The sequence below is a fragment of the Enterobacter cloacae complex sp. 394F7 genome (assembly GCF_057320385.1).
The window spans coordinates 307,940-333,207 of sequence record NZ_JBXWCS010000004.1 but is presented as its reverse complement, the minus strand read 5'-3'; the positions used below and the strand labels follow the sequence as shown (position 1 = coordinate 333,207).

The following is a 25,268-nucleotide window of genomic DNA, read 5'->3' as shown; positions in this document are numbered from 1 at the left end:
GATGAGAAGCAATTCTTCATTTTCTGCCCGTAGAACGGCACTTGCTCTGGCCGTTGCGCTCTGCTGTGCCTGGCAATCTCCCGTTTTCGCTCACGGCAGTGAGGCGCATATGGTCCCAATGGACAAAACGCTGGCAGATTTTGGCGCAGAGGTACAATGGGATGATTACGCACAGATGTTCACCATCGCGAAAGACGGTGCGTTCGTAAAGGTTAAGCCAGGCGCTAACACCGCCATCGTTAACGGCAAACCCCTTGCGCTGTCGGTGCCGGTGGTGATGAAAGACAACAAGGCCTTTATCTCGGACACCTTTATCAACGACGTCTTCCAGTCCGGCCTCGACCAGACGTTCCAGGTTGAGAAACGCCCCCATCCGCTAAATGCGTTAACGGAGGATGAGATTAAGCAAGCCGTGGCCATCGTCAAAGCCTCAAAGGATTTTAAACCGAACACCCGCTTCACCCAGATTGCCCTGGCCGAGCCCGAGAAAGCCAAAGTGTGGGACTTTGTGCTGAACGGTACGGCGGTGGATGCCCCGCGTCAGGCGAATATCACCATGCTGGATGGCAAACATGTCATCGAAAGTCGTGTAGACCTGAAGGATAAGAAAATCCTGCGCTGGGAGGCCATAAAGGATGCGCACGGCATGGTGCTGCTGGATGATTTCACCACCGTGCAGCAAATCATCAACGAGAGCCCGGAATTTGCTGAGGTGCTGAAACAACGCGGCATCAGCGATACGAAGAACGTGATCACGACCCCGCTGACCGTCGGCTATTTTGACGGCAAAGACGGGCTGAAGCAGGAAGACCGTCTGCTGAAGGTGGTGAGCTACCTGGATGTGGGCGACGGTAACTACTGGGCACACCCGATTGAGAATCTGGTGGCGGTGGTTGATCTCGAACAGAAGAAGATCCAGAAAATTGAAGAAGGCACGGTTGTTCCGGTGCCCATGACTCGGCGTCCGTATGATGGCCGTGACCGCATCGAAACACCGAAAAAACCGCTTGAGATCATCGAACCGGAAGGCAAGAACTACACCATTACCGGCGACATGGTGCACTGGCAGAACTGGGATTTCCACCTGAGCCTGGACTCCCGCGTGGGGCCGATGATCTCGACCGTCACGTACAACGACAACGGTAAGAAACGCCAGGTCATGTATCAGGGTTCCCTGGGCGGGATGATCGTCCCTTACGGCGATCCGGATGTGGGCTGGTACTTTAAAGCCTATCTCGATTCGGGCGACTACGGCATGGGCACCCTGACCTCCCCGCTGGTGCGCGGCAAAGATGTGCCGTCCAACGCCGTGATGCTTAATGAAACCATCCCGGATTACACCGGTACGCCGATGGAGATCCCACGTGCCATCGCCATTTTCGAGCGCTACGCCGGGCCTGAATATAAGCATCAGGAGATGGGCAAGCCAAACGTCAGCACCGAACGCCGTGAGCTGGTGGTGCGCTGGGTAAGCACCGTTGGCAACTACGATTACATCTTCGACTGGGTATTCCACGAAAACGGCACCATCGGCATTGATGCCGGAGCCACCGGGATTGAAGCCGTGAAAGGCGTGCAGGCCAAAACGATGCATGACGCCACTGCCAAAGACGACACCCGATACGGCACCTTAATCGATCACAACATCGTCGGTACCACCCACCAGCACATCTATAACTTCCGTCTCGATATGGATGTGGATGGCATCAACAACAAACTGGTGGCGATGGATCCGCAGGTGAAACCGAACACGGCTGGCGGCCCGCGTACCAGTACCATGCAGGTCAATCAGTACGATATCGATACCGAACAGCAGGCGGCGCAGAAATTCGATCCGGGTACCATTCGCCTGCTGAGCAACACCCGCAAAGAGAACCGTATGGGGAACCCGGTCTCGTACCAGATCATCCCTTACGCGGGTGGCACGCACCCGGTAGCCACGGGCGCGAAGTTTGCACCGGACGAGTGGATCTACCATCGCCTGAGCTTTATGGATAAACAGCTGTGGGTGACGCGTTACCATCCTGACGAAATGTACCCGGAAGGGAAATTCCCGAACCGCTCCACGCACGATACGGGGCTGGGTCAGTACAGCAAAGACAATGAGTCACTCACTAATCAGGACGATGTGGTCTGGATGACCACCGGAACCACGCACGTTGCTCGCGCGGAAGAGTGGCCCATCATGCCAACGGAATGGGTGCATACGTTGCTTAAGCCGTGGAACTTCTTTGACGAAACGCCAACGCTTGGCAGAAAAAAAGACGAACAGAAATAATCACCGACCGGGCGTAATGCCCGGTTTTTTTTGCCTTTCATTTTGATGATTCATCCAGCCTGCTTATAGTTAGTGGTATCTCACCTTCACGCCCCTGGACGGGAAAACAACCTTTATGGAAAAAAGAAAAAACCTCACCCCCGAACGCGCCACCTGGCCAACACGTCAGGCCATGGTGCACCACGGGCTGGCGATGAACCTGCCCTGGCTGGCCTTTGTTAACGTCAGCTTTGCCCTGATGATCCTGCTGCGCCACGTCCTGCTGGAAAACAGCGTTTTCCTGTATCCCGGTTCACAGCATCTGACCCGGGTTGTCGATGCCTCGATGCTGGGCATCATTATACTGTCTGCCGCATTAATTCTGATGGCCTGGCGCCGTATCGCCGGGATAAGCGTTGTGCTGTTTGTCTGCAGTGCCTTCTGGTCGATGTGCAGTTACTGGTTCATTACCGCCCTGCACCTTCCCCACGTCTGGCCGCTGTGCGTGATTTTATTGCTCTCCGGTTTGACGGCGCTCTATTTTTACCCGGAGGGATTACTCTCGTTTGTGCTCCCGCTCTGGCTCACCCTGCCGGTCGCCAGCTGGGTGCTGAATGATGGCCTTAATCTTCGCTTTGTCACCATCTGGAGCGTATTCACGCTGATTATGCTTTGCGGGCGGTTTATCCTGTTAAGCTGGTTTGACGAGGCCTGGCGGCGGAATCAGCAAAACCAGCTGTTAATCTCCAGGCTCGATGCGCTAGCGCACCAGGATCCCCTCACCAAAACCGCCAACCGCCGGATGATGGAAGTGGTGCTGGAGAATGCCGTTGAGCAGAATAAAGCCTTCTCGCTGATCATGCTGGATATCGATTATTTCAAGCTTTACAACGATACCTACGGACATCAGGCCGGTGACGACTGTCTGACACGCGTGGCGCAGGTGCTGAAGCAGGCCGTGCGCACCCCGGACGATGTGGTGTCACGCTACGGCGGAGAAGAATTTGTGGTGATCCTGTTTAATTGCCCGGAGAACGTTGCACAGCAGGTTGCCCGCCGCATTCAGGACGGCCTGCGCGCGGCGGCGATACCGCACGGTGCGTCCAAAGTCAGTGAGCATGTGACCGTCAGCATGGGGATTGCAGGAATTGCACCGGGCCTGGCGGGCCCGGAACTGATCGCCCGCGCCGATGCGGCGCTGTACCGCGCGAAAGAGGCCGGGCGGGATCGGTGGTCGCTGTAAAACTAGCCCGCCAGGGCCTGATGCCCTCACCCTGACCCTCTCCCACGGGAGAGGGAACAAACACTAAAAAGGCAACCTCCCGGTTGCCTTTTGCTTTTATTAATAGCGCACGCACACCGATTTGGTTTCACACCAGCCGTCCAGCCAGTCCGGGCCGAAGTCGCGTCCGGTGCCGGACTGCTTCATGCCGCCGAACGGCAGGTTGGCGTCAATCAGCGTATGGCTGTTCACCCAGACGGTGCCCGCCTGCAATCTGTCGGTATACTCCAGCGCCTTACTGATATTCTGCGTCCAGACGCTGGCGGTCAGGCCATATTCGGTATCGTTGGCAAGGGTTAACGCCTCTTCGCCGTCGGCTACGCGTACCAGGTTGACCACCGGGCCGAACACCTCTTCGCGGGTCAGCCGGAGTCCCGGATCCGGGTTGACCACCAGCGTCGGCGAGATGTAATACCCTTTGCCTTCCGGGCCAGGGTTACCGGTGATCAGCTCCGCATTGCGCGATTTCGCTTCATCCAGGAAGGTCTGCACCTTGTCGCAGTGAGCGCGGGACACCAGCGGGTTGATAAACGCCTCCGGCGACATGCCCGGCCCCACGCTCAGGGATTTCACCGCCTGCTCAAACCCGCTGACCAGCGTGTCAAAAAGCGGCGCTTCTATATAGATACGCGAGCTCGCGGCGCAGACCTGACCCTGATTAAGGAAGCTGCCGGTCATCAACCCCTCAATTACCCACGCCGGATCGGCGTCTTTCAGCACGATAGCCGGGTTTTTGCCGCCCAGCTCCAGCGTCACGCCGGTCAGCGTGTCCGCCGCCGCGCGGGCAATCTGTTTCCCCGTCGCCGTGGAGCCGGTGAAGCTCACTTTGGCAATATGCGGATGCGAGGTCAGCGCGGCACCGCACACCGCGCCGCTTCCGGTCACCACGTTAAACACACCGTCAGGGATACCGGCTTCGCTCGCCAGTTCCGCCACCCGCAGCATGGTCAACGGCGTGGTTTCTGACGGCTTAATGACGATAGAGCAACCCGCTGCCAGCGCAGGCATCACCTTCCACATGCCGATCATCAGCGGGAAGTTCCACGGCACAATCCCGGCCACCACGCCCACTGGCTCTTTACGCGTCCACGCCTGATAGCGTGCGCCTTGCGGCAAGGGAATGGAGAGATCGAGCGTTTTGCCGGTTATTTTGGTGGTCAGCCCGGCGGTATAGCGCATCCAGTTCAGGGTGCAACCCACTTCAAAAAGACGGGAAATATTGATGGATTTCCCCTGCTCCAGCGTTTCAAGCTGGGCCAGCTCCTCGCTGTGCTGCTCCACCAGGTCGGCAAAGTGCAGCAGGATGCGCTCGCGCTCTGCCGGTAATTTCCCGGCCCAGGTGCGGGCGACAAAGGCTCGCCAGCCGGACATCACCGCGCGGTCGACATCATCTACGCTGGCATCTGCCGTAGAGGCTATAACCTCCCCGGTGGCAGGGTTATAAATATTCAACCGTTTTTCACTCTCCGACGCGGCCTGCCGCCCCTCAATCCACAGCCCGTGATGTCGGTCCAGAAACTGCTGTACGCCTGGCTGGATGGCGACCTGTGATTCAGACATAGGGTACTCCTTCGTTATTATTCGCAGGGTGTTACTGCAGTCTAAGAGGCCTTTCGCATTCCCGCTTTTGTCTGTGTGACATTCGCTTTGCCACCTGTGACAGGTGCCGCAATTCGTGATAATTCCGCCTTATAACGCTGTTACCGGTGAGTGTTCTTTCCTATAGTCAGCCTCATGACTCTGACAAAACGCAACACAAATGCAACAATGCGTAAACATTGATGGCGCAGCGAGATAAACGATGGCATGTGTAAGCGAACAGGAACGGTATCAGCAGTGGCTGGCGCAAATTAACCATGTCTGCGGGCGCTTTAACGCGCGTCCTTTAGAGGGGGAATTCTTCGGCGAGCTGGAAACCAGCTACGCCCGAAGCCTGAAGTTAAGCACCGTCACCGCAGGCGGGGTTAACCTGTTCCGCTCCCGTCAGGAGATCGCTCAGAGCAATGATGCCTGGTTTTATACCGTGTTCCAGCTTGAAGGCAGCGCGCAGATTGAGCAGGACGATCGCCGCGCGGTGCTGAACGCCGGCGACATTACGCTTCTTGATGCCGCTCGTCCTTGCTCCATCAACTGGCAGCAAAAATCCCGTCAGATTTCCCTGCTGGTTCCCCGTCAGATTATTGAGCAGCAGTGTCGTTTTCAGGAGGTAAGCTGCGCCCTCGCGCTCTCCCGCTCGTTGCCAACCGTACAGCTAAGCCATCGCCTGCTACTGGAGAGCATGGGAAATGCCAACCTGAGTGACCGGGAGAGCGAAGCCGCGCTGGAAGCGATGATCTGCCTCCTCCGCCCGGCGTTTCAGCAGCGCGACGCGGTGCAGCCGCGTAAGGAGCGCCAGTTCAGGAACGTTCTGTCACTGATTGATGACCATATTCAGTCGGAATCCCTGCGTCCGGAATGGATTGCCGCAGAGAGCGGCATGTCGGTGCGCAGCCTGTACCGCATGTTTGCCGATAAGGGGCTGGTGGTGGCGCAGTACATCAAAAATCGTCGGCTGGATCTGTGCGCGCAGGTGTTGCGCTCCGGCAGCGACGAGGAAAAGCTGGCGGGAATTGGCTACAGCTGGGGGTTTGCCGACCATAGCCATTTTTCAACGGCGTTTAAGCAGCGTTTTGGCGTCTCACCGGGCGAGTACCGCAAGCGCTTTCGCTGATTACTTCTTCAGCCATTTTCCGTTAATGCCCTTCACGTATTCTCCCGGCTGCGCGCGGGCCACCAGCTTTTGCCCGGCCATCTTCGCCACTTCATCAACCGGCAGGTTATTGCTGTCCGCCAGCTTCTGGTAGCTTTCCGTACGCGCCGCGTTGATGCGGCTCACCAGCGCCAGCGTTTCGGGGTCTTGTTTCACCGGGGCAAGATACCCGCTCAGGGTTTCCCCGACACGCCCCTGCGCCCGGGCCTCGTTTAAGGTCAGGGTTGCCGCCTGCACGTTCATGCCCAGCGCCAGTAACATCAGAGCTAATCGTTTCATGGCGTCCTCAGAACAGATCGCTGCGCGATTTCAGCAGGGTTTCAACGTCTTTATCGACTTTAATGTGGATCTCATGTTCGATTTTGACGTTCATATTGATGGTGATCGGCTCCTTCGGCGCAGCGACTTCAATGCGCGGCGTACAGCCGGTCAAGAGCGCGGCAACGGCGACGGTGAGTACACCAGCCCTCATTTTCATTGTTGTTCCTCACTTTCCTTGCCAGTCGAACTGCGGATACCAGGTAGCGCCGCGTGTTGCTCAAACCAGGTTTGTAGATTGTCTCCAAAGCGCAGGCTACGCCAGAGAGTAAAAACGTTCTCGTCATGGGTGTAGTTAAGATTTACGGAACTGCTTTTGCCATCAACCCGGCTGGTGCCTTTGAGGGTCGCCTGCATGGTTAATTCACCCAGATTATCTAAATTGAGTCTTGTCCACGATTGTGAAATTTCCATATAGCGGAGCCAGTTAATCGCCGCTCCTGCAACCATATTATCGTTGACGATGGCATCAGCGGTGTCTTTATCAATACGCAGCGTCATCGGCCCCGGGTTGGTTAGCCAGCCATCTTTAATGATCCATTTTTCATTGTCCAGCCAGAACGGTAGCGCCCCGCTTACCGGGCCAGACAGGGCAAACTGCTTCGGATTAATGGCGCTGATCAGCTCGCTGGAGGAGATGTTGTCCACGCGCAGCAGCGCCGGGTCATGCTGCGGCATTCTGAGCTGCTGCATGGTGATTTTCCCGCCGAGGGTCTCCACCTTGACGTTGGTCAGCAGCAGTGGGTTTTCCTCGCTCCACGGATAGTCACCCTGCAGGTCTGCGGTGATGTTGCGCGCGGTCACCAGGTTTTCCACTTCGCCAATGCGCAGCGTGACGGGGCCGCGCGTGCCCAACGACCAGGTACCCTCGCTAAAACGGAACGGCAGCACAAAATCCACACCGTTGATCTGGTTGTCTGGCATCCAGGCGCTACCGGATTTCAGTACACCGTGGCCGCCAGCCTCAAAGCCCTGATCGGCAGCGGCAGAGAAGGCCACCTGCGCATAGAGCTCACCGTCGCGCAGCGTCATTTTCCAGTCTGGCGGGATCAGTGGCTGGAACACGGTAAGGGATTGTTTTGGCCACCAGGCCTGACCGCGAAGGCGTTCCCCGTCCCAGCGACCGTTGACCTGCACCGGGCCGATGGCCTCGGCATGCAGATCGCCTTTAAACTGGAATATCGTCGGGTCTGTTCCGTCAACGCTGAAGGTCAGCACCGACGGGGGCAACACGCTGCCGCCCGCAAAACGGGTCTCTCCGGCATTGAGCGACAGCGCACCGCTAAATGTCGGCGTGACAGGGTCACGAACCCAGCGTACCGGTTTATCCAGCACCAGACGCGGTTTACTGACTTCCATGGTGCCGTACTGCAGCTTGTCAAAGCCGGTTGAGAGCGCGGTCAGCTCGATGAGCTTGTCGCGCCATTCGCCTTTCCCGGCCACATCCCAGCGCGCGTTCATTGGCGTAAAGCCACCTTTGCCCCAGTAACGCCACTGCCAGAGGCCGTTATCGGGTAAAAAGTCGTTGGCCTGGCCGTCCAGGTGGAGTTCAAAATCCCCCATCTCGTTCTCATGGGCGCGCAGAATCGCCTGCAGACGACCATCCACGCCCTTTTGCGTGAGCTTCACGCCCGCCAGCGGCCAGCGAATTTCGTCGATATCCAGCGAATCAATAATGCGCCCGCGCGAACGCAGGAGCGCGCCCGGCTCAAAGGCAAGCTGCGGATCGTTCAGGCTGCCGGTCAGTCTGGCCGGGAGTCTGGCGTAAAGCACCAGATCGTCCTGTTTGGCCTCGCCGCTCAGGTGAAGCGGCATGTCGCTGTTTTCCAGGCTGAGCCTGCCCGGCCCGAGATTCAGCACGGCGTTACCTTTCCCGGCATCGCCCTGAGTCAGAACATTGAGGCGTCCGGTAAAGGTGGCTTTTTCCAGCCCCTGCTGCCAGTTATCCACCCGGAGACCCACGCGGCCGCTCATCGGCATGCCGGACAGGTTCCAGTTCCAGCGTCCGTCGCTGATATTCAGCTGTTGTGCCGTGATCTGCCACGGTAAATCGAGCAGCGGATCGGGGTTGTCCCGCGCCATCACCAGCAGTTGCCCCTGATTCTCCTCCCAGTCCAGGTCGGCATCGACCAGCGAGGTGAGCTGTGGCACGTTAAAAGTCGCGACCGCATGGCCTTTCACTGGCACGCCATCCGGCACCAGCGGCAGGGTAAACTCACCCACCAGTTTTACGGGCGGCACCTGGCCGGGGAGTTGTACATCAAGCTGACTGACCGAGAGAGTCTGGCCGCGTAGCTGCCCTTTGAAACTGACCTGCTCACCGTTGTAGGTCACCGCCTGTACCGCAGGCGTCAGTGAGGCATGCAGTTCCCCTTCCCACTGTTGCCAGGGAGACAGGGTAAGACGGCGGATAGTGAGCCAGGTATTAGGCAGCACCGACTGCCATTGTGCCAGGGTTTTTGGCGCAACGGTTGAGGGGGCAGACTGGGGAATTTTACTGAGGCACACCGTGTTAAGTTCAAGCGCACCAATATCCAGATTCCAGCGGCTGGGGTGCGACAGCGTGGCGTTTTCAACCCTGGCAATCTCGCAATCCTCAACCAGATAGCGCAGATTGGGGATCACCAGCGCGTGACGGGTCAGTTTGGGGCTTTCCTCAAAGGCGATACGTGTACCGACAGGCAACCAGATACCGGCGAGGGTCGGTACCCACTGGGCGAGCGTCATCAGCAGCGTCAGCGGCAATAAAATCAACAGCAATAAGAGCGCAATCGCGGCTTTGTATTTACCCTTCATGGGCAGTTAATATCCTGATTTAGCGAGAGAATTAAGCCGACAGTGCCGATCATTGTCGCATGTTTAGTCAATCAGTTGAAGTAAATGCCAGTTTTAAGAATAGATGCTCTAAAATAATTGATAGAACTTATTGATTTAAATAATATTTTAGAAATTGTAAGATTATTTTAATCATGCTAACGTGGATGTAAAATCACTGGAGAAAGTCTTATGAAACTCGCGATATATAGCACAAAGCAGTACGACAAAAAGTATCTGCAACATGTTAACGAGGCTTACGGGTTCGATCTTGAATTTTTCGACTTTCTGCTGACCGAAAAAACCGCTAAAACGGCGCACGGCTGTGAAGGCGTCTGCATCTTCGTGAACGATGACGGTAGTCGTCCGGTACTGGAAGAGCTGAAAAAGCACGGCGTAAAGTATATCGCCCTGCGCTGCGCGGGCTTCAATAACGTCGATCTTGATGCGGCGAAAGAGCTGGGGCTGAAGGTGGTTCGCGTTCCGGCCTACTCCCCGGAAGCGGTCGCGGAACATGCTGTGGGTATGATGATGTCCCTGAACCGTCGTATTCACCGCGCTTATCAGCGTACCCGAGATGCGAACTTCTCGCTGGAAGGACTGACCGGCTTTACCATGTACGGTAAAACCGCAGGCGTGATCGGTACCGGTAAAATCGGCGTGGCCGCCCTGCGTATTCTGAAAGGCTTTGGTATGCGCCTGCTGGCGTTTGACCCGTACCCAAGCGCCGCCGCGCTGGAGCTGGGCGTGGAATATGTCGATCTCCCGACCCTGTTTTCCCAGTCGGATGTGATCTCCCTGCACTGCCCGCTCACACCGGAAAACTACCACCTGTTGAATCAGACCGCGTTTGAGCAGATGAAAGACGGCGTGATGATCATTAACACCAGCCGCGGCGGGCTGATTGACTCTCAGGCGGCGATTGAAGCGTTGAAAACCCAGAAAATTGGCGCGCTGGGGATGGACGTGTATGAGAACGAACGCGATCTGTTCTTTGAAGACAAGTCTAACGACGTCATTCAGGACGACGTGTTCCGTCGCCTGTCAGCCTGCCATAACGTGCTGTTTACCGGGCACCAGGCGTTCCTGACCGCAGAGGCGCTGATCAGCATTTCCGAAACCACGCTGGGGAATTTACAGCAGCTGGAAAACGGCGAAGCGTGTCCTAACGAGATAGTCTAAGCCTGGCATGCCGGGTGGCGGTTGCGCCCGGCACATACGCTACGCCCCGTCCGGGGCGTTATCGGTCTGCCAGGTCCGGTTCGGGAAACGCCACCAGAGCAGGACCGCCGCCAGGGCAATAGCGCTCAGCACACTGAAGGCCGTCGCAAAAGAGTAGTGTCCGGCGATCGTCCCGGTTAAGGCAGGGCTCATCGATGCGCCAACCCCCTGCATCAGCATGACCACGCTCTGCCCGGCATTAACGTGCCCGCTCCCACGCAAAAGCACCACGATAAATGACGGCACCACCACGCCCAGGATCCCGGCGGCAAGACCATCAAGAATTTGTACCGGGATCATCATAAACGGTGCATCGGTAGACGCAGCCAGCGCCGCGCGTACCGGCATGATTAACAGCGCCAGCATGATTAAACGCCAGTAGCCATAGCGTTCGATTCGCCTGGAGGCCAGGATAGCCACCGGGATCATCACCGCCTGCGAAATAATCACCGTCGCCGCAGCAAACACGCCGGGATTAACGCTGGCCGGTGCGGCAGCGACCCGCATGCTGAGCATCGGCAACAGGGCCGCATTCGCCAGATGGAACAACAGCAGCGTCAGTCCGGTCACGAACAGGGCTCTGTTTTTCATCAGTACCGCAAAACCCGGCACCGGCTGATGTTCTGACGCGTTCAGGCCGCGCGCCGCCTCGTTGTCGATATCCTTGTTGCGTATCGCCAGCAGCGAACAGAGCGTTAACAGCGTTGTACAGGTCATCAGCAGGAAGATGCCCCCAATGCCCCAGTACCACGCAATGCACCCGGCGATCAGTGCCGTGAGGAAATTTCCACCGTGATTGAACGCCTCATTTTTGCCCATCTGCGCGCTAAACCCGCTCTGCCCCGTCAGCCCCAGGGTGATCCCGGTGATAAGCGGCCCCACGAACGCCGCGCAGATCCCGGTGACAATTTGCGAGAGCGCGACAACGCCACTCTGCTGGCTAAACCAGAGCAGCAGCGTACTCAGGGTGATCAGCAAACAGAGCAGCGCCAGAACGGAACGTTTGTTTTTGGTGGTGTCGGTGATGAACCCCGCCGGCAGCGTGGCCAGAAGTCCTGCCAGACCTCCGGCGGTCATCAGCAAGCCGATGTCATCCGGCGTCCAGTGCCGCTGCGTCAGGAAGATACCGAGAAAAGGGCCGAGACCGTCACGGACGTCAGCGATAAAAAAACTCGTCAGGCACAACGCCCGCAGTGAACGAAGAGACATACTTCCTGCCTTTTGTCGGGATGGCTGGCTCGGTTAGCGGCGGCCTGAATCTCAAGTTCGCCCGGAAATCAAAACGTTGAGCCGAGTTTATCAGCCAGACGTCAGAGCGAAAACTACGCGATTTGATTACAGGCACGCCGGGTAACGCTGCGCTTACCCGGCCTACCGGATCAGCAGGCCCAGGCAAGCAGCATGTACCCTTAATAAATTACGTGGTTGGTTTTTAGATTTAAATCTGCAATCGCCGCCGGTTTGCCGAGTAAATATCCCTGGACTTCGTCACACTTATTTTTCTTCAGGAAAGACAATTGTTCTACGGTTTCGACACCTTCTGCTGTGACCTCCATGGAATAGGCTTTACCCAGATCGATGATCTTCTCGACCACCGACTGGTTCTGTGTCGAATCCCCTAAAGAAAAAATAAAGCTTTTATCGAGCTTTAAGCCATCAAACTGGAACTTCCGCAGATAGCTCAGAGAGGCATAGCCGGTACCGAAATCATCAATCAGAATACGCACCCCCATTTTTTTCAGGGCCATCATGGTCTGCAACGTTTTCTCTGGATTAGAGAGCGTGACATTTTCAGTCACCTCTATTTCCAGCCGGGTAGGCTCAAGCCCGGTTTCATCAAGAATAGCTTTTATTCTTTCGGCGAGATCGCTTGCCTGGAATTCAATGGCTGAAATATTGACTGAAACCGAAAGCCCCGGCAGTTTTTCATGCGTCTCTGTACAGGCCTTACGAATGACCCAGTTGCTGAGGTTGATGATGAGCCCCGTTTCTTCAGCGAGTGGAATAAACTGATCGGGCATCATGTTTCCGCGTTCAGGATGCTGCCAGCGAACCAGGGCTTCTACGGCGTCGATGCGAGAATGTCTGAGGTTATAACGCGGCTGATAAACCAGATAGAGCTGGTCTTCCCGAATTGCGGTCTTCAGCGCTAATTCCAGCTTTCTGCGCTCGGTCAGCTTTTCCGACATATCCTCACGATAATAGACCCATCGGTTTCGACCGGATTGTTTAGCCTGATAAAGCGCAATATCAGCATAGCGTAAAAGGTCGTTTGCACTGGTACTGTCCTGGGGAGCCAGAGCAATGCCCATGCTGACGCCGATGGTCACATCATTGCCATCAATGGTGAACGGGCGGTTGAGTTCTTGCACGATGCGATGACACACCTCTTCTATGTGGTCCAGGTGCCGGGTGTTGTCGAGAAGCAGCATAAATTCGTCCCCGCCCTGTCGTGCGACAAAATCACCGCGACGAACACATTGTTTAAGCCGTAAGGCAACCTCGCCAAGCAGGGCATCGCCCGTTGAGTGGCCGAAAATATCATTCACGGGTTTAAACTTGTCCAAATCAAGGCAAATCATGGCAAAGGGAGAATTGTGGATATCCTCTTTAGCCAACTGTCCTGTGAGGAACTCCTTAATATGATACCGGTTGGGAAGGCCCGTTAATTCGTCATGGCGTGACAGGAATTCAACACGTTTGGTGGCTTCCACTTCCAGAGAAACATCCGATGCCGCCCCCCGTAAAACCACCGTGCCATCAGGCTGAGCAGAGAATTTTGCCAGAAGTGTGCAGTACGAAGTCGACCGTTGAGCGTTAGTGTATGGGCAGTTCTTAAATTCAAAGCGCCCCGATAACTCACGCCGCCTGACGCACGTATTTAATAAACCGTTTGTCGAAGGAAAAAGCGCATCCAGCTTGCGTCCCAGCCACTGACTCTCGTCATAGCCCGTGACAGTCGTAAAACGCCCTGATAGCCAGGTGATCGTTAACGATAAATCCGTTTCCCAGAACCAGTCACTGGTGGTTTCACTGACATCCCTGAAGCGTTTTTCACTGGTAATCAGATTTAACCGAGCCTGCTCAAGGAGAAAGATATTTTCGTCATGAATTTTTGCCTTATGCAAAATATGACGCATCAGGATCGCCGTCAGCGCGAGGGTCAGAAGGACAGACAGAATGAGCAAGGGTAAAAAATAAATGATCAATGCCTGGCCGGGGTTTTCTGTGTCCCAGATAATGTGGACTGGGCCATTCTGGGTACGTAACGTCAATGCTGTCAGACTATCTGTCTCAGCAAGGGCGTCAGAAGAGACCGCGCGGACGTTTTCGATCCCTGCATCGTGCCCAATCGCAAGCAGTTTCTTAGCCGTTAAGGTGTCGATAAACAGCATGGTGGAAGGCTTACCCGGCAACGGCTGCACGCTGGTATCATCTCCCGTCGTTATCCATGCCGCAGAAACTATGGCGGGGACGGAATGGATAAGCGTGAGCATGGAGACCGGCAGACCATTTTTACTGCCCGTCTCACGGAGTAAATGGTCTATGGTGGATTGATCTAACCAGCGTTCCAGCTCTTCGTGCTTCAGTTTCCCGTCAAGCACGCTGTAACGGGTGGTTCCCTCCGGGGACAGCACAAACACGCCTTCGTAGCCAAAGTTATCATACAGAGACTTGCCCAGATTCTGCTTATCCCATGCCCAGTTCAGGTCAGTTTTTTGATGAAGATGTTTGTAAGCATCTCCCCACTCAGCATTGTCTTTCAAATGGCTGCGCATGTTTTCCTGGCGGGCGTCTAATGCTTGCCTTAACAAAAACTCGTCATGTTTATCGCTGATTTTATTAACATTGTTTTTAATGATCAGCAATGACACTATCGCTGCAATAAAAATACCTATCAACAAGGTAACAATATAGGTAAACGTTTTATTTATCAGTCCTTTAGAATGCTCGCTATCCGTAAAGCCAGGGGTCTTCTGAGGTATGGTCATTCTTCGCCTTCTTAACTGCTATTACGTCATTTTTGTGCTATCCACAGTTATCGGCAAAAAAACACAAATTTTTATAGCGAAGCCTCCTGAAGCTTAACATTGTTTATTTTTTTAACTCAGATCAAATTATTCCGCATTAACGCGCATAAAAAACCGGACTGTCCGCCCGGTTCTGTTTTCAGCTAATAATGAACAACAGGTCTAAACCCATTATATTCTGTTAAGCAAAATATTAAGCATGCGGCGTAATGGTTCCGCTGCCCCCCATAATAGTTGATCCCCCACGGTCAATACCGAATAAACAGGTTCATTATTTAGCGCCATTTTTTTATAACGCCCTACGCCAACCTTAAGCGTGCCGCTAATATGTGTGGGAGTAAGCTGGCTGACGCTGGCTTCTTTATTATTAGGGACGTATTTTACCCAAGGGTGAGCGTCGCTTACCCTTTTAGCAAATTCAGCTTCATCCACTTCGCGTTTGAGTTTCATTGTAATGGCCGCACTATGGCACCTGATTACACCAACACGAATGCACAGACCATTAACCGGGATGGTGCCTTTTTTCAGGCCAAGGATTTTATTTGTTTCTGCTTCTCCCTTCCACTCTTCGCGGCTATTGCCATCCCCCAGGTCGCTATCAATCCAGGGAATGATGCTCCCCATCAGCGGCGCGCCAAAATTCTCAACAGGCAAGTCACTGCTGTTAATCAGTTCGCTGACTTTATTGACCAGAGGAAGCACCGAGCCTGCGTTTTCCAGCTCATCGGGGGTTAAATTTCGGGTGACAAATGCACTTTGGGCGATCAACTCGCGAACATGCTTTGCACCCGCACCCGACGCCGACTGATAGGTCATCACGCTCATCCATTCAATGAGATCGGCCTTGATCAAACCGGCGAGCCCCATCAGGCTTAAGGTGATTGAACAGTTTCCGCCTACAAAAAGTTTACCGCCCTTTTTGATGGAATCATCGATATTTTCACGGTTCACAGGATCCAGGATGATACAGGCTCTTTCGTCCATTCGCAGCGTTGATGCGGCATCGATCCAGTAACCTTCCCAACCATGATCAATTAATGACTGATACATCGATTTTGTATATTCACCGCCCTGGCAGGTAATGATGATATCCATTTCCGCCAGCGCATCCAGTGAATACGCATCTTTAAGTACCGAACGGACACCATTAATGACAGGCCCAGGTGCCCCAACAGAAGACGTACTAAAAAAACTGGCTGCAATATCATTAAAATCATTTTCTTCGAGCATGCGTTGCAGCAATACTGACCCAACCATACCGCGCCAACCAACAATGCCAACCTGCTTCACGGGTTTACCTCAATGACGTTACAAAAGTGTTAAGAGAGGTAAAGTTTATAACCCGTTAAATCCCGCGCGTCATTCTTTATTTTACTCGTTTTTGCAATAATAAGAATGTTTAATAAGGGGTTAGCGAAACTGATGAATATTGTGTTTGTGTTCAAGTCAAAAAAAATAGATATCTTTAATTAGGCTGTTTAAAACGATTTTATGCCCCTCGGAAACATAAAGTCATAGTTATCAGCGAAGCCGATGCCCACACCGATGCGCCGTTTGCAACGCCACCTTTCCTCAACGTATAAAAAACCCGCCGGTTGGCGGGTCGGTTAGTCTTTAAAGATCAGAGATTTTTTTCTTCAACTCTTCAAGCCTGCTGTTATCTTCCTCAGTGAACATTGTTGCATCATACAACATCTGATTATCAGTACCGTCCACTCTTACGAGTGTCACAGTCAAAACAGCGTCTTTTGGGGCATAAAGTACACCCCATTCAGAATTCTTAGGGGGGGCAATAGCCCATGTGGCTTCTTCATTTGGCTTAAGCCCCTCAGGAATATCATAGAAAAAATTACTTACCAGCCATGGTACTGAGTATCCCTCGCTTGCCATCACTCCGTGCAGGTACGCTCTGGAGATAACGGTATCAGTATTATTTTTAACAACCAGTCTAATTACGGGTTGTGGCTTACCGTCTTGCTCAGGCTCCATGGTAAATCTGGATGATAAAACCTGGATTTTCATCAACTCTTTTTTAGCCACGTCGGCGTCAGCTTTTTTCTGTTCCAGCGCTTTGATTTCCTGAGTCATCTTTTCTTTTAACTTCATCTCTCTCTCAGCAGTGACTTGCTGTGCGTAAGAGATTATTTCTTCACCCGTCTTACCAGACAGGCTTTCGCGCATCTTTTTGCTTATCTCTTCGTTATCATTATTTGAAGTGGAACGCATCAGGTCAGCCATATTGATGTTACTGAATGCCACAACCTTTAAGGCGCTATCGAATTCCTCCCGTTTATTTTCCGGAAGTGAATCTCTGACTTTGGCTATCGAGGATTTCATTGCAGCATCAGTTGAAGAATCAATTTTGGGTTTATCGCACCCAACGAGTAAGCAAGAAAGTAATAACACACCAACAATTTTCTTCATGTTCCTGTTCCATCAGTAAAAAATTAAGATTAATCCTACCAGAGTTTGACCACACGACAAAATCTACTTGTGCATGTTATTGGAAATTTGTTGCATACCAGACGAAACCCTCAGCTTTAGCTGCTTCGCCAGTGCGGAGCAAAATTAGAGGCGTTTTCGAGAAGAGAAATTGGATAAAAAAAACCGGGCTTCCGCCCGGTCCTGTTTAAGCCAAAAAATGACGCTACTCGCTCAGCCCGCGATTCTCCAGCATCGGCTCAATCTTCGGATCGTGCCCGCGCCAGTTTCGGTACAGTTCAGCTAAATCCGTGCTGTTCCCGCGCGACAGAATCGCCTCACGGAATTTTTGCCCATTCTCGCGGGTTAAACCGCCCTGCTCGACAAACCACTGATAGCCATCGTCCGCCAGCATCTGCGTCCACAGGTAGGCGTAATAACCTGCCGCATAGCCGCCGCCGAAGATATGCGCGAAGTAGCTGCTGCGATAACGTGGCGGTACGGCGGGCAGATCCAGCCCCACTTTTTCCAACGCTGCTTTTTCAAATTCCTCTACGCTCGAAACGGCCTCACGAATGCCGTGCCAGTTCATGTCCAGCAGCGCGGCGCTGAGCGTTTCCGTCATGTCATAGCCTTTATTGAAATGCGTTGCGTTGAGCATGCTTTCGCGCAGCGCGTCCGGCATCGGTTCGCCGGTCTCGTAATGGCGGGCATAGTGGGTAAATACCTGCGGGTGGCTGGCCCAGTGCTCATTGATTTGCGACGGGAACTCAACAAAATCACGCGGGGTATTGGTCCCGGACAGCGTGGCGTAGCGCTGACTGGCAAACAGGCCGTGCAGCGTATGACCAAATTCGTGGAACAGGGTTATTACATCATCCCAGGAGAGCAGCGCGGCGCCTCCGTGGCTGGGTTTTTGATAGTTACACACGTTGTAGATAACCGGACGGGAGGCAAATTCATATGATTGCTCGACGAAATTCCCCATCCACGCTCCGCCCTGTTTCGAATCGCGGGCGAAGAAATCGCCGTAGAACAGCGCCATGCCTTCTCCGGTGTGGTCGAAAATTTCCCACACGCGGACGTCCGGGTGATACACCGGAATATCGAAGCGCTCGACGAAGCGGATGCCAAACAGCTGGCTGGCCGTCCAGAATACGCCATCATGCAGTACGTTATTGAGCGCAAAATACGGCTTAATTTGCGACTCATCCAGGGCATATTTCGCCTGACGCACGCGCTCGGCATAAAAGGCCCAGTCCCAGGCCTGCACGGTGAAGCCGCCCTGCTCATCATCAATGACTTTCTGGATATCGGCCTGTTCCTGCACCGCACGGGTGCGCGCCGCAGGGACAATTCCACGCATAAAGGTCAGTGCGGCCTCCGGCGTTTTTGCCATCTGGTCGGCGATGCTCCAGCTCGCAAAGTCGTCAAAGCCCAAAAGCTGCGCCTGGCGCGCACGCAATGCCGTGAGACGAAGGATCAGCTCGCGGGTATCATTTTCATCGCCTTTCTGCGTACGCAGCCAGCCTGCGTTGAACAGGTTTTCACGGGTCTGTCGATTGCGAAGCAGTGAAAGCGCAGGTTGTTGGGTGGTGTTCAGGAGGGGGATTAGCCAGCGATCCTTCAGCCCTTTATCGGCGGCGGCCTGAGCAGCCGTGGCGATCTCCTCTGCGCTTAACCCCTCAAGCTGGTGAACATAATCCACCACCAGCCCGCCCGCCTTATCTGCGGCCAGCAGTCGCTGGTTGAACTGGCTAATCAGTGAGGCGACTTGTGTGTTCAGGTCTTTCAGTTCAGCTTTTTCAGCGTCGTTCAGTCGCGCCCCGGCCAGCACGAAGCGCTGGTGCGTCACCTCGACCAGTCGGCGGGACTCAGCATCCAGCCCCTCACGATCCTGCCAGACGCTCTCCACGCGGGAGAATAACGTGTCGTTGAGCCAGATATCATTGGCCAGCGCGGCCAGCTCGGTTGAGAGCTGTTCTTCCAGCTCCTGTAAGCGGGCATTGGTGTGCGCCGACGTCATGGCAAAGAAAATACTGCTGACGCGCGCGAGCATGGCACCGCTTTTCTCCAGCGCCAGTACCGTATTATCGAAATCGGGTGCTGCCGTTTGCGCGACGATGGCGTCAATATCTGCCCGCTTCTGGCGTATGGCCTCATCAAATGCCGGGCGATAGTGGCTGTCGTTGATTTCATCAAAACGCGGGGCCTGATAAGGCAGCAGGCTAATGTCAAAAAAAGGGTTACGGGTTGACATCTTTTACTCCTGATAACGGTTAACTTTCCCAGAGTAGGCCAGGCCGCCATTGACCGCAATGCGGTCATACAAATGATGCCTTAACGCACCCTCTCAGGGCGTGCTATGTTAGTACAACACAAAAAGCGTTGAGGAACAGTGAGATGATTATTTTAGTTACCGGGGCAACGGCAGGTTTTGGTGAATGCATCACGCGTCGCTTCGTCGCCAACGGCCATAAGGTGATTGCCACCGGCCGCCGTCAGGAGCGTCTGCAGGAGCTGAAAGAAGAGTTGGGTGACAATATCCTGACCGCGCAGCTTGATGTGCGCAACCGCGCCGCCATTGAAGAGATGATTGCCAACCTCCCCGCGCAGTGGCGTGCCATTGACGTGCTGGTCAACAACGCCGGTCTGGCGCTGGGTATGGAGCCCGCGCACAAAGCCAGCGTGGAAGACTGGGAAAACATGATCGACACCAACAACAAAGGGCTGGTGTATATGACCCGCGCCGTGCTGCCAGGCATGGTGGAGCGCAATCGCGGCCACATTATCAATATCGGCTCGACCGCCGGAAGCTGGCCGTATGCGGGCGGCAACGTCTATGGTGCGACAAAAGCGTTCGTGCGTCAGTTCAGCCTGAACCTGCGTACCGATCTGCACGGCACCGCCATTCGCGTCACGGATATCGAGCCGGGCCTGGTGGGCGGTACCGAGTTCTCCAACGTGCGTTTCAAAGGCGATGACGCGAAAGCAGATAAAACCTACGAAAATGCCAACGCGCTTTCGCCGGAAGATGTCACCGAAGCGGTCTGGTGGGTCGCGACGTTGCCAAACCACGTCAATATCAACACCGTAGAGATGATGCCTGTCAGCCAGAGCTTTGCCGGACTTAACGTCCATCGAGGCTGACTCTGCCCTTCCCGGCCTGCGGGCCGGGTCTGTATCAGGGTATAAAAGAATGGTAGTATGTTCAGGCTAACTCTCTGAGAAATGACAACTCATGGCCGCTGAATCGCAACTCAATCCCACCCAGCCCGTTAACCAGCAAATCTATCGCATATTACGACGTGATATTGTGCATTGCCTGATCCCGCCTGGTACCCCGCTTTCAGAAAAAGAGGTATCCGTGCGTTTTGACGTTTCCCGTCAGCCCGTACGTGAGGCGTTTATCAAGCTTGCTGAAAACGGCCTGATTCAGATCCGCCCGCAGCGCGGCAGCTATGTGAATAAAATATCGCTTTCTCAGGTCCGTAACGGCTGTTTTGTCCGTCAGGCCATTGAGTGCGCGGTGGCCCGGCGTGCGGCCACGCTGATGAATGACAACCAGTGTTACTGGCTGGAGCAAAACCTGCATCAGCAGCGTATTGCCATCGACCGCAAACAGCTTAACGACTTCTTTCAGCTCGATGATGAGTTTCACCAGAAGCTGGCGCAAATTGCCGATTGTCAGCTGGCCTGGGATACCATTGAAAACATTAAAGCCACGATCGACCGTGTGCGTTATATGAGCCTCGACCACGTCTCTCCGCCGGAAATGTTGCTCCGACAGCATCATGATATTTTTAGCGCGCTGGAAAAACGCGACCCTGACGGTGTGGAAAAAGCGATGACTGTCCATCTGCAGGAGATCAGCGAATCCGTGCAGCTTATTCGGCAGGAAAACAGCGAGTGGTTTAGCGAAGATTAAATTCGCCGCACCCTTTCGGCGCGGCGGAGAGATTAGCGTACAACCAGGACCGGAATAGTGGCGTAGCGCAGGATAGATTCCGCATTTGAACCCAGCAGATGCGTGGTAATAGTCGGGTTTTTTGAACCGATAACAATCACCTCATATTCCCCTTCTTTGCTCATCCTGATAATTTCATCGCGCACGTTGCCGAAACGCACCTCACAATGAATGTCCTCCGGAGAGAGATCGAAGAGACGCGTTAACTCCTTCATCTTTTTGCTGGATTCCGCGGTCATATACTCTTCAAACTTCCTGATATCTGCATTGAATCCGCGCAGTAACGAGCGGCTGCTGTTGGGCAGAATGTTGACCAGGGTAATCGATGCGCCTTCAGCCTTCGCCAGGTTGGCCGCGTGCCGCACCGCTTTATCGCTTAAATTCATTTCAAACACATCAACAGGCATCAAGATTTTCTTATACATAAGCCTGACTCCTTATTTTCAGGAAACGTTATTTACTGCATCCAGAGTGCCATCAGGAATATAAACCAGACTTAAACGCTCACTGGTTGAAATTATCAATTAAAGAAAATAACTGTCCGCTTTGTAAATTACCGTCGTGAACCGTCATCGCCCTGCCGAAATGAAGAAAAAAGTGTGAGTTTGATCAAAAACAAAAAAAAGATGTCCAGAGAGGCGTATTTATAGTGCCCCGTGGACGGCACAACCTGAAATAGCGCCGTAACGGATGTGTTAGCGAGGAGAAAATACCATGATGACTTACGACCGTAACCGTAATGCAATTACCACCGGCAGCCGCGTAATGATTAACGGCACCGGGCATACCGGGGTAATTAAAGCGATCCACAGCGAGGGACTGGATGCCGCGCAGGTACGTCGCAGCAAAACGGTGGAAGTGGAAGGATGTGAAGGTAAGTTCGAACCGATTGAACTGATTCGCCTGGGTATGCACTAACAGGTGCGACGTCATGCCGCCGCGAACGGCGGCATGACTGAATTACAGCTGTGCCGCGTACTGCGCAACCGTGGCTTTCGCGCCCTTTTGCAGAAGGGTCTGATACGCCGTCATGACCGCCTCCACAAAGCACGTGTCGTGCGGCAGTTCCTTACCGAAGATGGCTTCAATGCCCAGCAGGGCTTTCACCCGACTTTCCCCTTCCGCACTCCCGTTGACCGCGGCCTGAATCACCGCCAGCTGAGGATCGCTCACGTCGATGGTGTTCCCCTGTTCATCCACCCCGCCGACATAGCGCATCCAGCCCGCCACACCCAGCGCCAGCAGTGGGAAAGGTTTCTGATGCACCAGGTGCCAGCGCACGGAATCGAGCATACGCTGCGGAAGTTTCTGGCTGCCGTCCATCGCGATTTGCCAGGTCCGGTGGCGCAGGGCCGGGTTGCTGTAGCGCGCTATCAGCAGATCGGCATAGTGGCCTAAATCAACCCCTTTTACTTTCAGCGTCGGCGCCTGCTCTTTCAGCATCAGCGCGTGGGCGGCACGACGGTAGTGTTCATCTTCCATACAGTCGTTAATGTGCTGATAACCCGCCAGATAGCCAAGGTAGGCCAGGAAAGAATGGCTGCCGTTGAGCATACGCAGCTTCATCTCTTCAAACGGAATAACGTCGGCCACCAGCTCCGCCCCCGCCTTTTCCCACTGCGGACGTCCGGCGACAAAGTTATCTTCAATCACCCACTGACGGAACGGCTCGCAGGCCACGCCCGCCGGATCGCGTACGCCAGTAAGCTGTTCGATTTTATCCAGCGTTTCCGGCGTCACCGCAGGCACAATACGATCCACCATGGTTGACGGGAAGGTGACGTTGGCCTCAATCCACGCGGCCAGCTCCGCGTCGACCGCGCGGGCATAGGCGCAGGTGACATTGCGCATAACGTGGCCGTTCTCCGGCATGTTGTCACAGGACATAACGCTAAAGGCAGGCAGCCCCGCCGCTTTGCGTCGCGCCAGCGCTTCAACCACTACACCCGGCGCAGATTTAGGCTGATGCGGGTTTTGCAGGTCGGCCGCAATCAATGGGTGATCGAGCATCAGTTTGCCCGTGGCCGGTGAGTGGCAGTAGCCTTTTTCGGTGATGGTGAGCGACACAATCGCCACCTGCGGCTCACACATCGCCGCCAGTACGGCCTCCAGCCCGTCAACCTGCGCGTGCAGCGCATTTTTGACCACACCGACGACCCGTGATGTCCACGCGTCCGCCGACATTTCGGCCACGGTATAGAGGTTATCCTGCGCGTTCAGATCGGCAATCTGCTGTTCGCCACCAATCAGGTTCACTTCTGTGTAACCCCAGTCGCTGCCGTGTTCAGCGGCCAGAATATCGGCGTACACCGCCTGGTGTGCACGGTGGAACGCGCCAAACCCTAAATGAACAATGCGTGCCTGGAGGCTGCCGCGATCGTACTGAGGCAGCGTCGCTTTCGCCTGTAATAATCGGTTTTCCATGGTTGAGACTCGTTTAATTAATGAAGCTGAGTTCTGCGACCGCACGGTGGCGCGCGGCCGCGCATGTTGACTACACCAGCCAGAATGGCAGTAACCCCCTGGTGCCTTGCCCACCACCATACGGGTTATGTTCAGCGGAACATTGATTTACATTAACTTTGCGCTAACTGGTGTGATATCAAAATTAAGTTGTGTGACATCTTTCAAAAAGATATATACCAACGTCACACAAGATTACGCGCCGGTTCTGCGCCTGAACGGCCAGCGGGCTCACGGCACAGCCTGTCGTAGGAATACCCCGTCAAATCTTCCACCACACGGCGTGCTTCGGCGGAAACCAGCTGGGGAGAACCGTTTGCTTTCAGGCGGTCCAGTTCATCCACGAAGATCTTGTGCGTACGCTTGTTCAGATGGAACGTTAATGCCTGCCACAACGCCAGGATGAGTAAGCCCGCAGTACCGATGAACATCAACATTGCGATGGTATGAATGGCCTCCTCCGGCTGTGTCTGGCTGCCCTTCACAAAGCCGCCATTCTGTAACAGCAGCCCCACAATAAAGGTGGCGATAGCCACGGTCGTTTTGCGGGAGAAGGTCATCACCGCCGCGAACAGCCCCTCGCGACGCTGGCGGCTAACCATCTCGTCAATATCGGGGATGAACGGGAAAACGTTCCACGGCGTAAACTCCAGCACACAGCGACCGACCTGATATAACCCGGCCAGAACAACCAGCGTCGCGACGGTATTAAGTGCCGGAATTTGATACACAGCGAAAAAGCCGCCCAGGCAGAGCATCATCAGCGAGTAGGCAAACACATACAGCTTCGACGGCCCGAATTTAATGATCCCCACTCCCGCAATCAGCGTGACAGGCAGGCCGACGATACTCATCGACAGCAGTGTGCCGGCAAGCGACGAAGAGACATTCAGGCAGTAAACACAGAAGAAGACAAATACGGTGTTGTAGACATCTTTCCCGGTAAACGACAGCAGGTAGATGGCAAGGTGTTTTCTGAAGGCCCGGATTTTCAGCGTTGAACCATACTCTTTAAAGAGGCGACCAAAGGCAGCCAGCTTTTGCGTCAGCGTTCGGGGCGCCGTGCTTGTTTCAAGCTCGGCCAGCATCTCCGGGGTTAACTCGCGTTCCCAGGTCACCTTCCACGAGATAAAGACGCAAACCATAAACAGGACGGCAAAAATAACGCCGTTAATCAGATAAGCATGGGCGCTGTTTTCCCCAAAATAGCCAATCAGCAGCCCCGGAATGAACGTCGCCAGGAAGGTACCGGACGCAGAAAGGAACATGCGACAGGTAGAAAGTTTGGTGCGCTGGTTAAAGTCTTTTGTCATTTCCGATGGCAGCGTTTCCCAGGGGATCAATACCATCGCGGCGATAATTTCAAACGCCAGATAGACCGCGAGATAGAAACCGTAGGTCATGCCATCAAGCCACAGTAACGCATAGACCAGCATTAACGGCGCGCCGATCAGCAAAAAGAAGCGTCGACGACCAAATTTTTTACCAAAATAATTTTTGTAAAAATGATCGGTGAAACTTCCCATAAACAGACTGACAATGGCATCGACAATACGCGCGATGGCGACAATGGAGGCTGCCTCAACCGGCGATAGCCCAACGAATGTCGTATAGAAAAATAACAGCCAGGCGCCGATCACGGTAAATGCACCGCCACCCATAATATCCGTTAGTCCGTAGCCGATACTAACCGGAATGGTAATTTTTTTAGCCGCACGAGACATATTTCATCCCCACTTGATGAA

At 54.2% G+C, this 25,268-nt stretch carries 19 protein-coding genes; 7 read left to right on the top strand and 12 right to left on the bottom strand.

All coding sequences use genetic code 11. From position 1 onward, the window contains the following. Position 1 precedes the first annotated feature (1 nt). Both tynA and AC2FAK_RS08545 read left to right on the top strand, forming a co-directional pair. Entirely contained in the window at positions 2-2,278 is a 2,277-nt protein-coding gene (tynA, locus tag AC2FAK_RS08550; RefSeq protein WP_095454754.1) for a primary-amine oxidase, read from the top strand. A 115-nt stretch (positions 2,279-2,393) separates the two neighbouring features. Beyond that, positions 2,394-3,500, top strand: coding sequence for a GGDEF domain-containing protein (locus AC2FAK_RS08545; RefSeq protein WP_094084498.1), 1,107 nt, complete (start codon positions 2,394-2,396; stop codon positions 3,498-3,500). A 99-nt stretch (positions 3,501-3,599) separates the two neighbouring features. Here the strand turns inward: AC2FAK_RS08545 and AC2FAK_RS08540 are convergent, their stop codons facing one another. Next, positions 3,600-5,099, bottom strand: coding sequence for an aldehyde dehydrogenase family protein (locus tag AC2FAK_RS08540; RefSeq protein ID WP_094084316.1), 1,500 nt, complete (start codon positions 5,097-5,099; stop codon positions 3,600-3,602). Between the two features lie 241 nt (positions 5,100-5,340). Between AC2FAK_RS08540 and feaR the strand changes: the two genes are divergently transcribed. Continuing rightward, on the top strand, positions 5,341-6,249 hold the full coding sequence (feaR, locus tag AC2FAK_RS08535) for a transcriptional regulator FeaR (protein WP_095454755.1): 909 nt from the start codon (positions 5,341-5,343) through the stop codon (positions 6,247-6,249). Here the strand turns inward: feaR and AC2FAK_RS08530 are convergent, their stop codons facing one another. Genes AC2FAK_RS08530 through AC2FAK_RS08520 form a run of 3 tightly spaced genes read right to left on the bottom strand, consistent with a single transcriptional unit; the run spans position 6,250 to position 9,402 of the window. Next, positions 6,250-6,567 carry a YdbL family probable chaperone protein gene (locus tag AC2FAK_RS08530; RefSeq protein WP_028028066.1) on the bottom strand — a complete coding sequence of 106 codons (318 nt, stop codon included), beginning with the start codon at positions 6,565-6,567 and terminating at the stop codon, positions 6,250-6,252. Positions 6,568-6,574: 7 nt separating this feature from the next. Next, on the bottom strand, positions 6,575-6,766 hold the full coding sequence (locus tag AC2FAK_RS08525) for a YnbE family lipoprotein (RefSeq protein ID WP_020688201.1): 192 nt from the start codon (positions 6,764-6,766) through the stop codon (positions 6,575-6,577). Then, positions 6,763-9,402 (bottom strand): YdbH family protein, encoded by a 2,640-nt coding sequence (locus AC2FAK_RS08520; RefSeq protein WP_020688202.1) that lies wholly within the window; start codon positions 9,400-9,402, stop codon positions 6,763-6,765. The genes AC2FAK_RS08525 and AC2FAK_RS08520 overlap by 4 nt, the downstream gene beginning before the upstream one ends. A gap of 210 nt (positions 9,403-9,612) precedes the next feature. On the opposite strand from AC2FAK_RS08520, the gene AC2FAK_RS08515 reads away from it, so the two are divergent. After that, positions 9,613-10,602 carry a 2-hydroxyacid dehydrogenase gene (locus tag AC2FAK_RS08515; RefSeq protein WP_095454756.1) on the top strand — a complete coding sequence of 330 codons (990 nt, stop codon included), beginning with the start codon at positions 9,613-9,615 and terminating at the stop codon, positions 10,600-10,602. A 39-nt stretch (positions 10,603-10,641) separates the two neighbouring features. Here the strand turns inward: AC2FAK_RS08515 and AC2FAK_RS08510 are convergent, their stop codons facing one another. From AC2FAK_RS08510 to dcp, 5 genes are all read right to left on the bottom strand, one after another. After that, on the bottom strand, positions 10,642-11,850 hold the full coding sequence (locus tag AC2FAK_RS08510; protein WP_095454757.1) for an MFS transporter: 1,209 nt from the start codon (positions 11,848-11,850) through the stop codon (positions 10,642-10,644). A gap of 200 nt (positions 11,851-12,050) precedes the next feature. Beyond that, the gene (locus AC2FAK_RS08505) at positions 12,051-14,633 is read right to left on the bottom strand and encodes a bifunctional diguanylate cyclase/phosphodiesterase (RefSeq protein ID WP_095454758.1); all 2,583 of its coding nucleotides are present in this window, start codon (positions 14,631-14,633) and stop codon (positions 12,051-12,053) included. Positions 14,634-14,843: 210 nt separating this feature from the next. Next, entirely contained in the window at positions 14,844-15,962 is a 1,119-nt protein-coding gene (gene asd / locus AC2FAK_RS08500; protein ID WP_095439394.1) for an aspartate-semialdehyde dehydrogenase, read from the bottom strand. A gap of 324 nt (positions 15,963-16,286) precedes the next feature. Next, positions 16,287-17,096 (bottom strand): DUF6694 family lipoprotein, encoded by an 810-nt coding sequence (locus AC2FAK_RS08495; RefSeq protein ID WP_095454759.1) that lies wholly within the window; start codon positions 17,094-17,096, stop codon positions 16,287-16,289. Positions 17,097-17,319: 223 nt separating this feature from the next. Continuing rightward, positions 17,320-19,353 (bottom strand): peptidyl-dipeptidase Dcp, encoded by a 2,034-nt coding sequence (gene dcp, locus AC2FAK_RS08490; protein ID WP_095454760.1) that lies wholly within the window; start codon positions 19,351-19,353, stop codon positions 17,320-17,322. 143 nt (positions 19,354-19,496) lie between these two features. Between dcp and ydfG the strand changes: the two genes are divergently transcribed. Together ydfG and AC2FAK_RS08480 are read left to right on the top strand one after the other, a co-directional pair. Next, complete coding sequence (gene ydfG / locus AC2FAK_RS08485; RefSeq protein WP_095454761.1) at positions 19,497-20,243, top strand: bifunctional NADP-dependent 3-hydroxy acid dehydrogenase/3-hydroxypropionate dehydrogenase YdfG; 747 nt, start codon at positions 19,497-19,499, stop codon at positions 20,241-20,243. Positions 20,244-20,334: 91 nt separating this feature from the next. Beyond that, positions 20,335-21,021: a GntR family transcriptional regulator gene (locus AC2FAK_RS08480; protein ID WP_095454762.1), complete on the top strand. Its 687-nt coding sequence runs from the start codon at positions 20,335-20,337 to the stop codon at positions 21,019-21,021. Positions 21,022-21,053: 32 nt separating this feature from the next. Here the strand turns inward: AC2FAK_RS08480 and AC2FAK_RS08475 are convergent, their stop codons facing one another. Then, positions 21,054-21,485 (bottom strand): universal stress protein, encoded by a 432-nt coding sequence (locus tag AC2FAK_RS08475; RefSeq protein WP_048972389.1) that lies wholly within the window; start codon positions 21,483-21,485, stop codon positions 21,054-21,056. A 289-nt stretch (positions 21,486-21,774) separates the two neighbouring features. Here AC2FAK_RS08475 and ydfZ point away from each other — a divergent pair, with 289 nt between their 5' ends. Continuing rightward, the gene (ydfZ, locus tag AC2FAK_RS08470) at positions 21,775-21,978 is read left to right on the top strand and encodes a putative selenium delivery protein YdfZ (RefSeq protein ID WP_013096785.1); all 204 of its coding nucleotides are present in this window, start codon (positions 21,775-21,777) and stop codon (positions 21,976-21,978) included. A gap of 42 nt (positions 21,979-22,020) precedes the next feature. Here the strand turns inward: ydfZ and AC2FAK_RS08465 are convergent, their stop codons facing one another. Then, positions 22,021-23,484, bottom strand: coding sequence for a mannitol dehydrogenase family protein (locus tag AC2FAK_RS08465; RefSeq protein ID WP_062856903.1), 1,464 nt, complete (start codon positions 23,482-23,484; stop codon positions 22,021-22,023). A 224-nt stretch (positions 23,485-23,708) separates the two neighbouring features. After that, entirely contained in the window at positions 23,709-25,247 is a 1,539-nt protein-coding gene (locus AC2FAK_RS08460) for an MFS transporter (RefSeq protein WP_038419307.1), read from the bottom strand. Between the last annotated feature and the right edge of the window lie 21 nt (positions 25,248-25,268).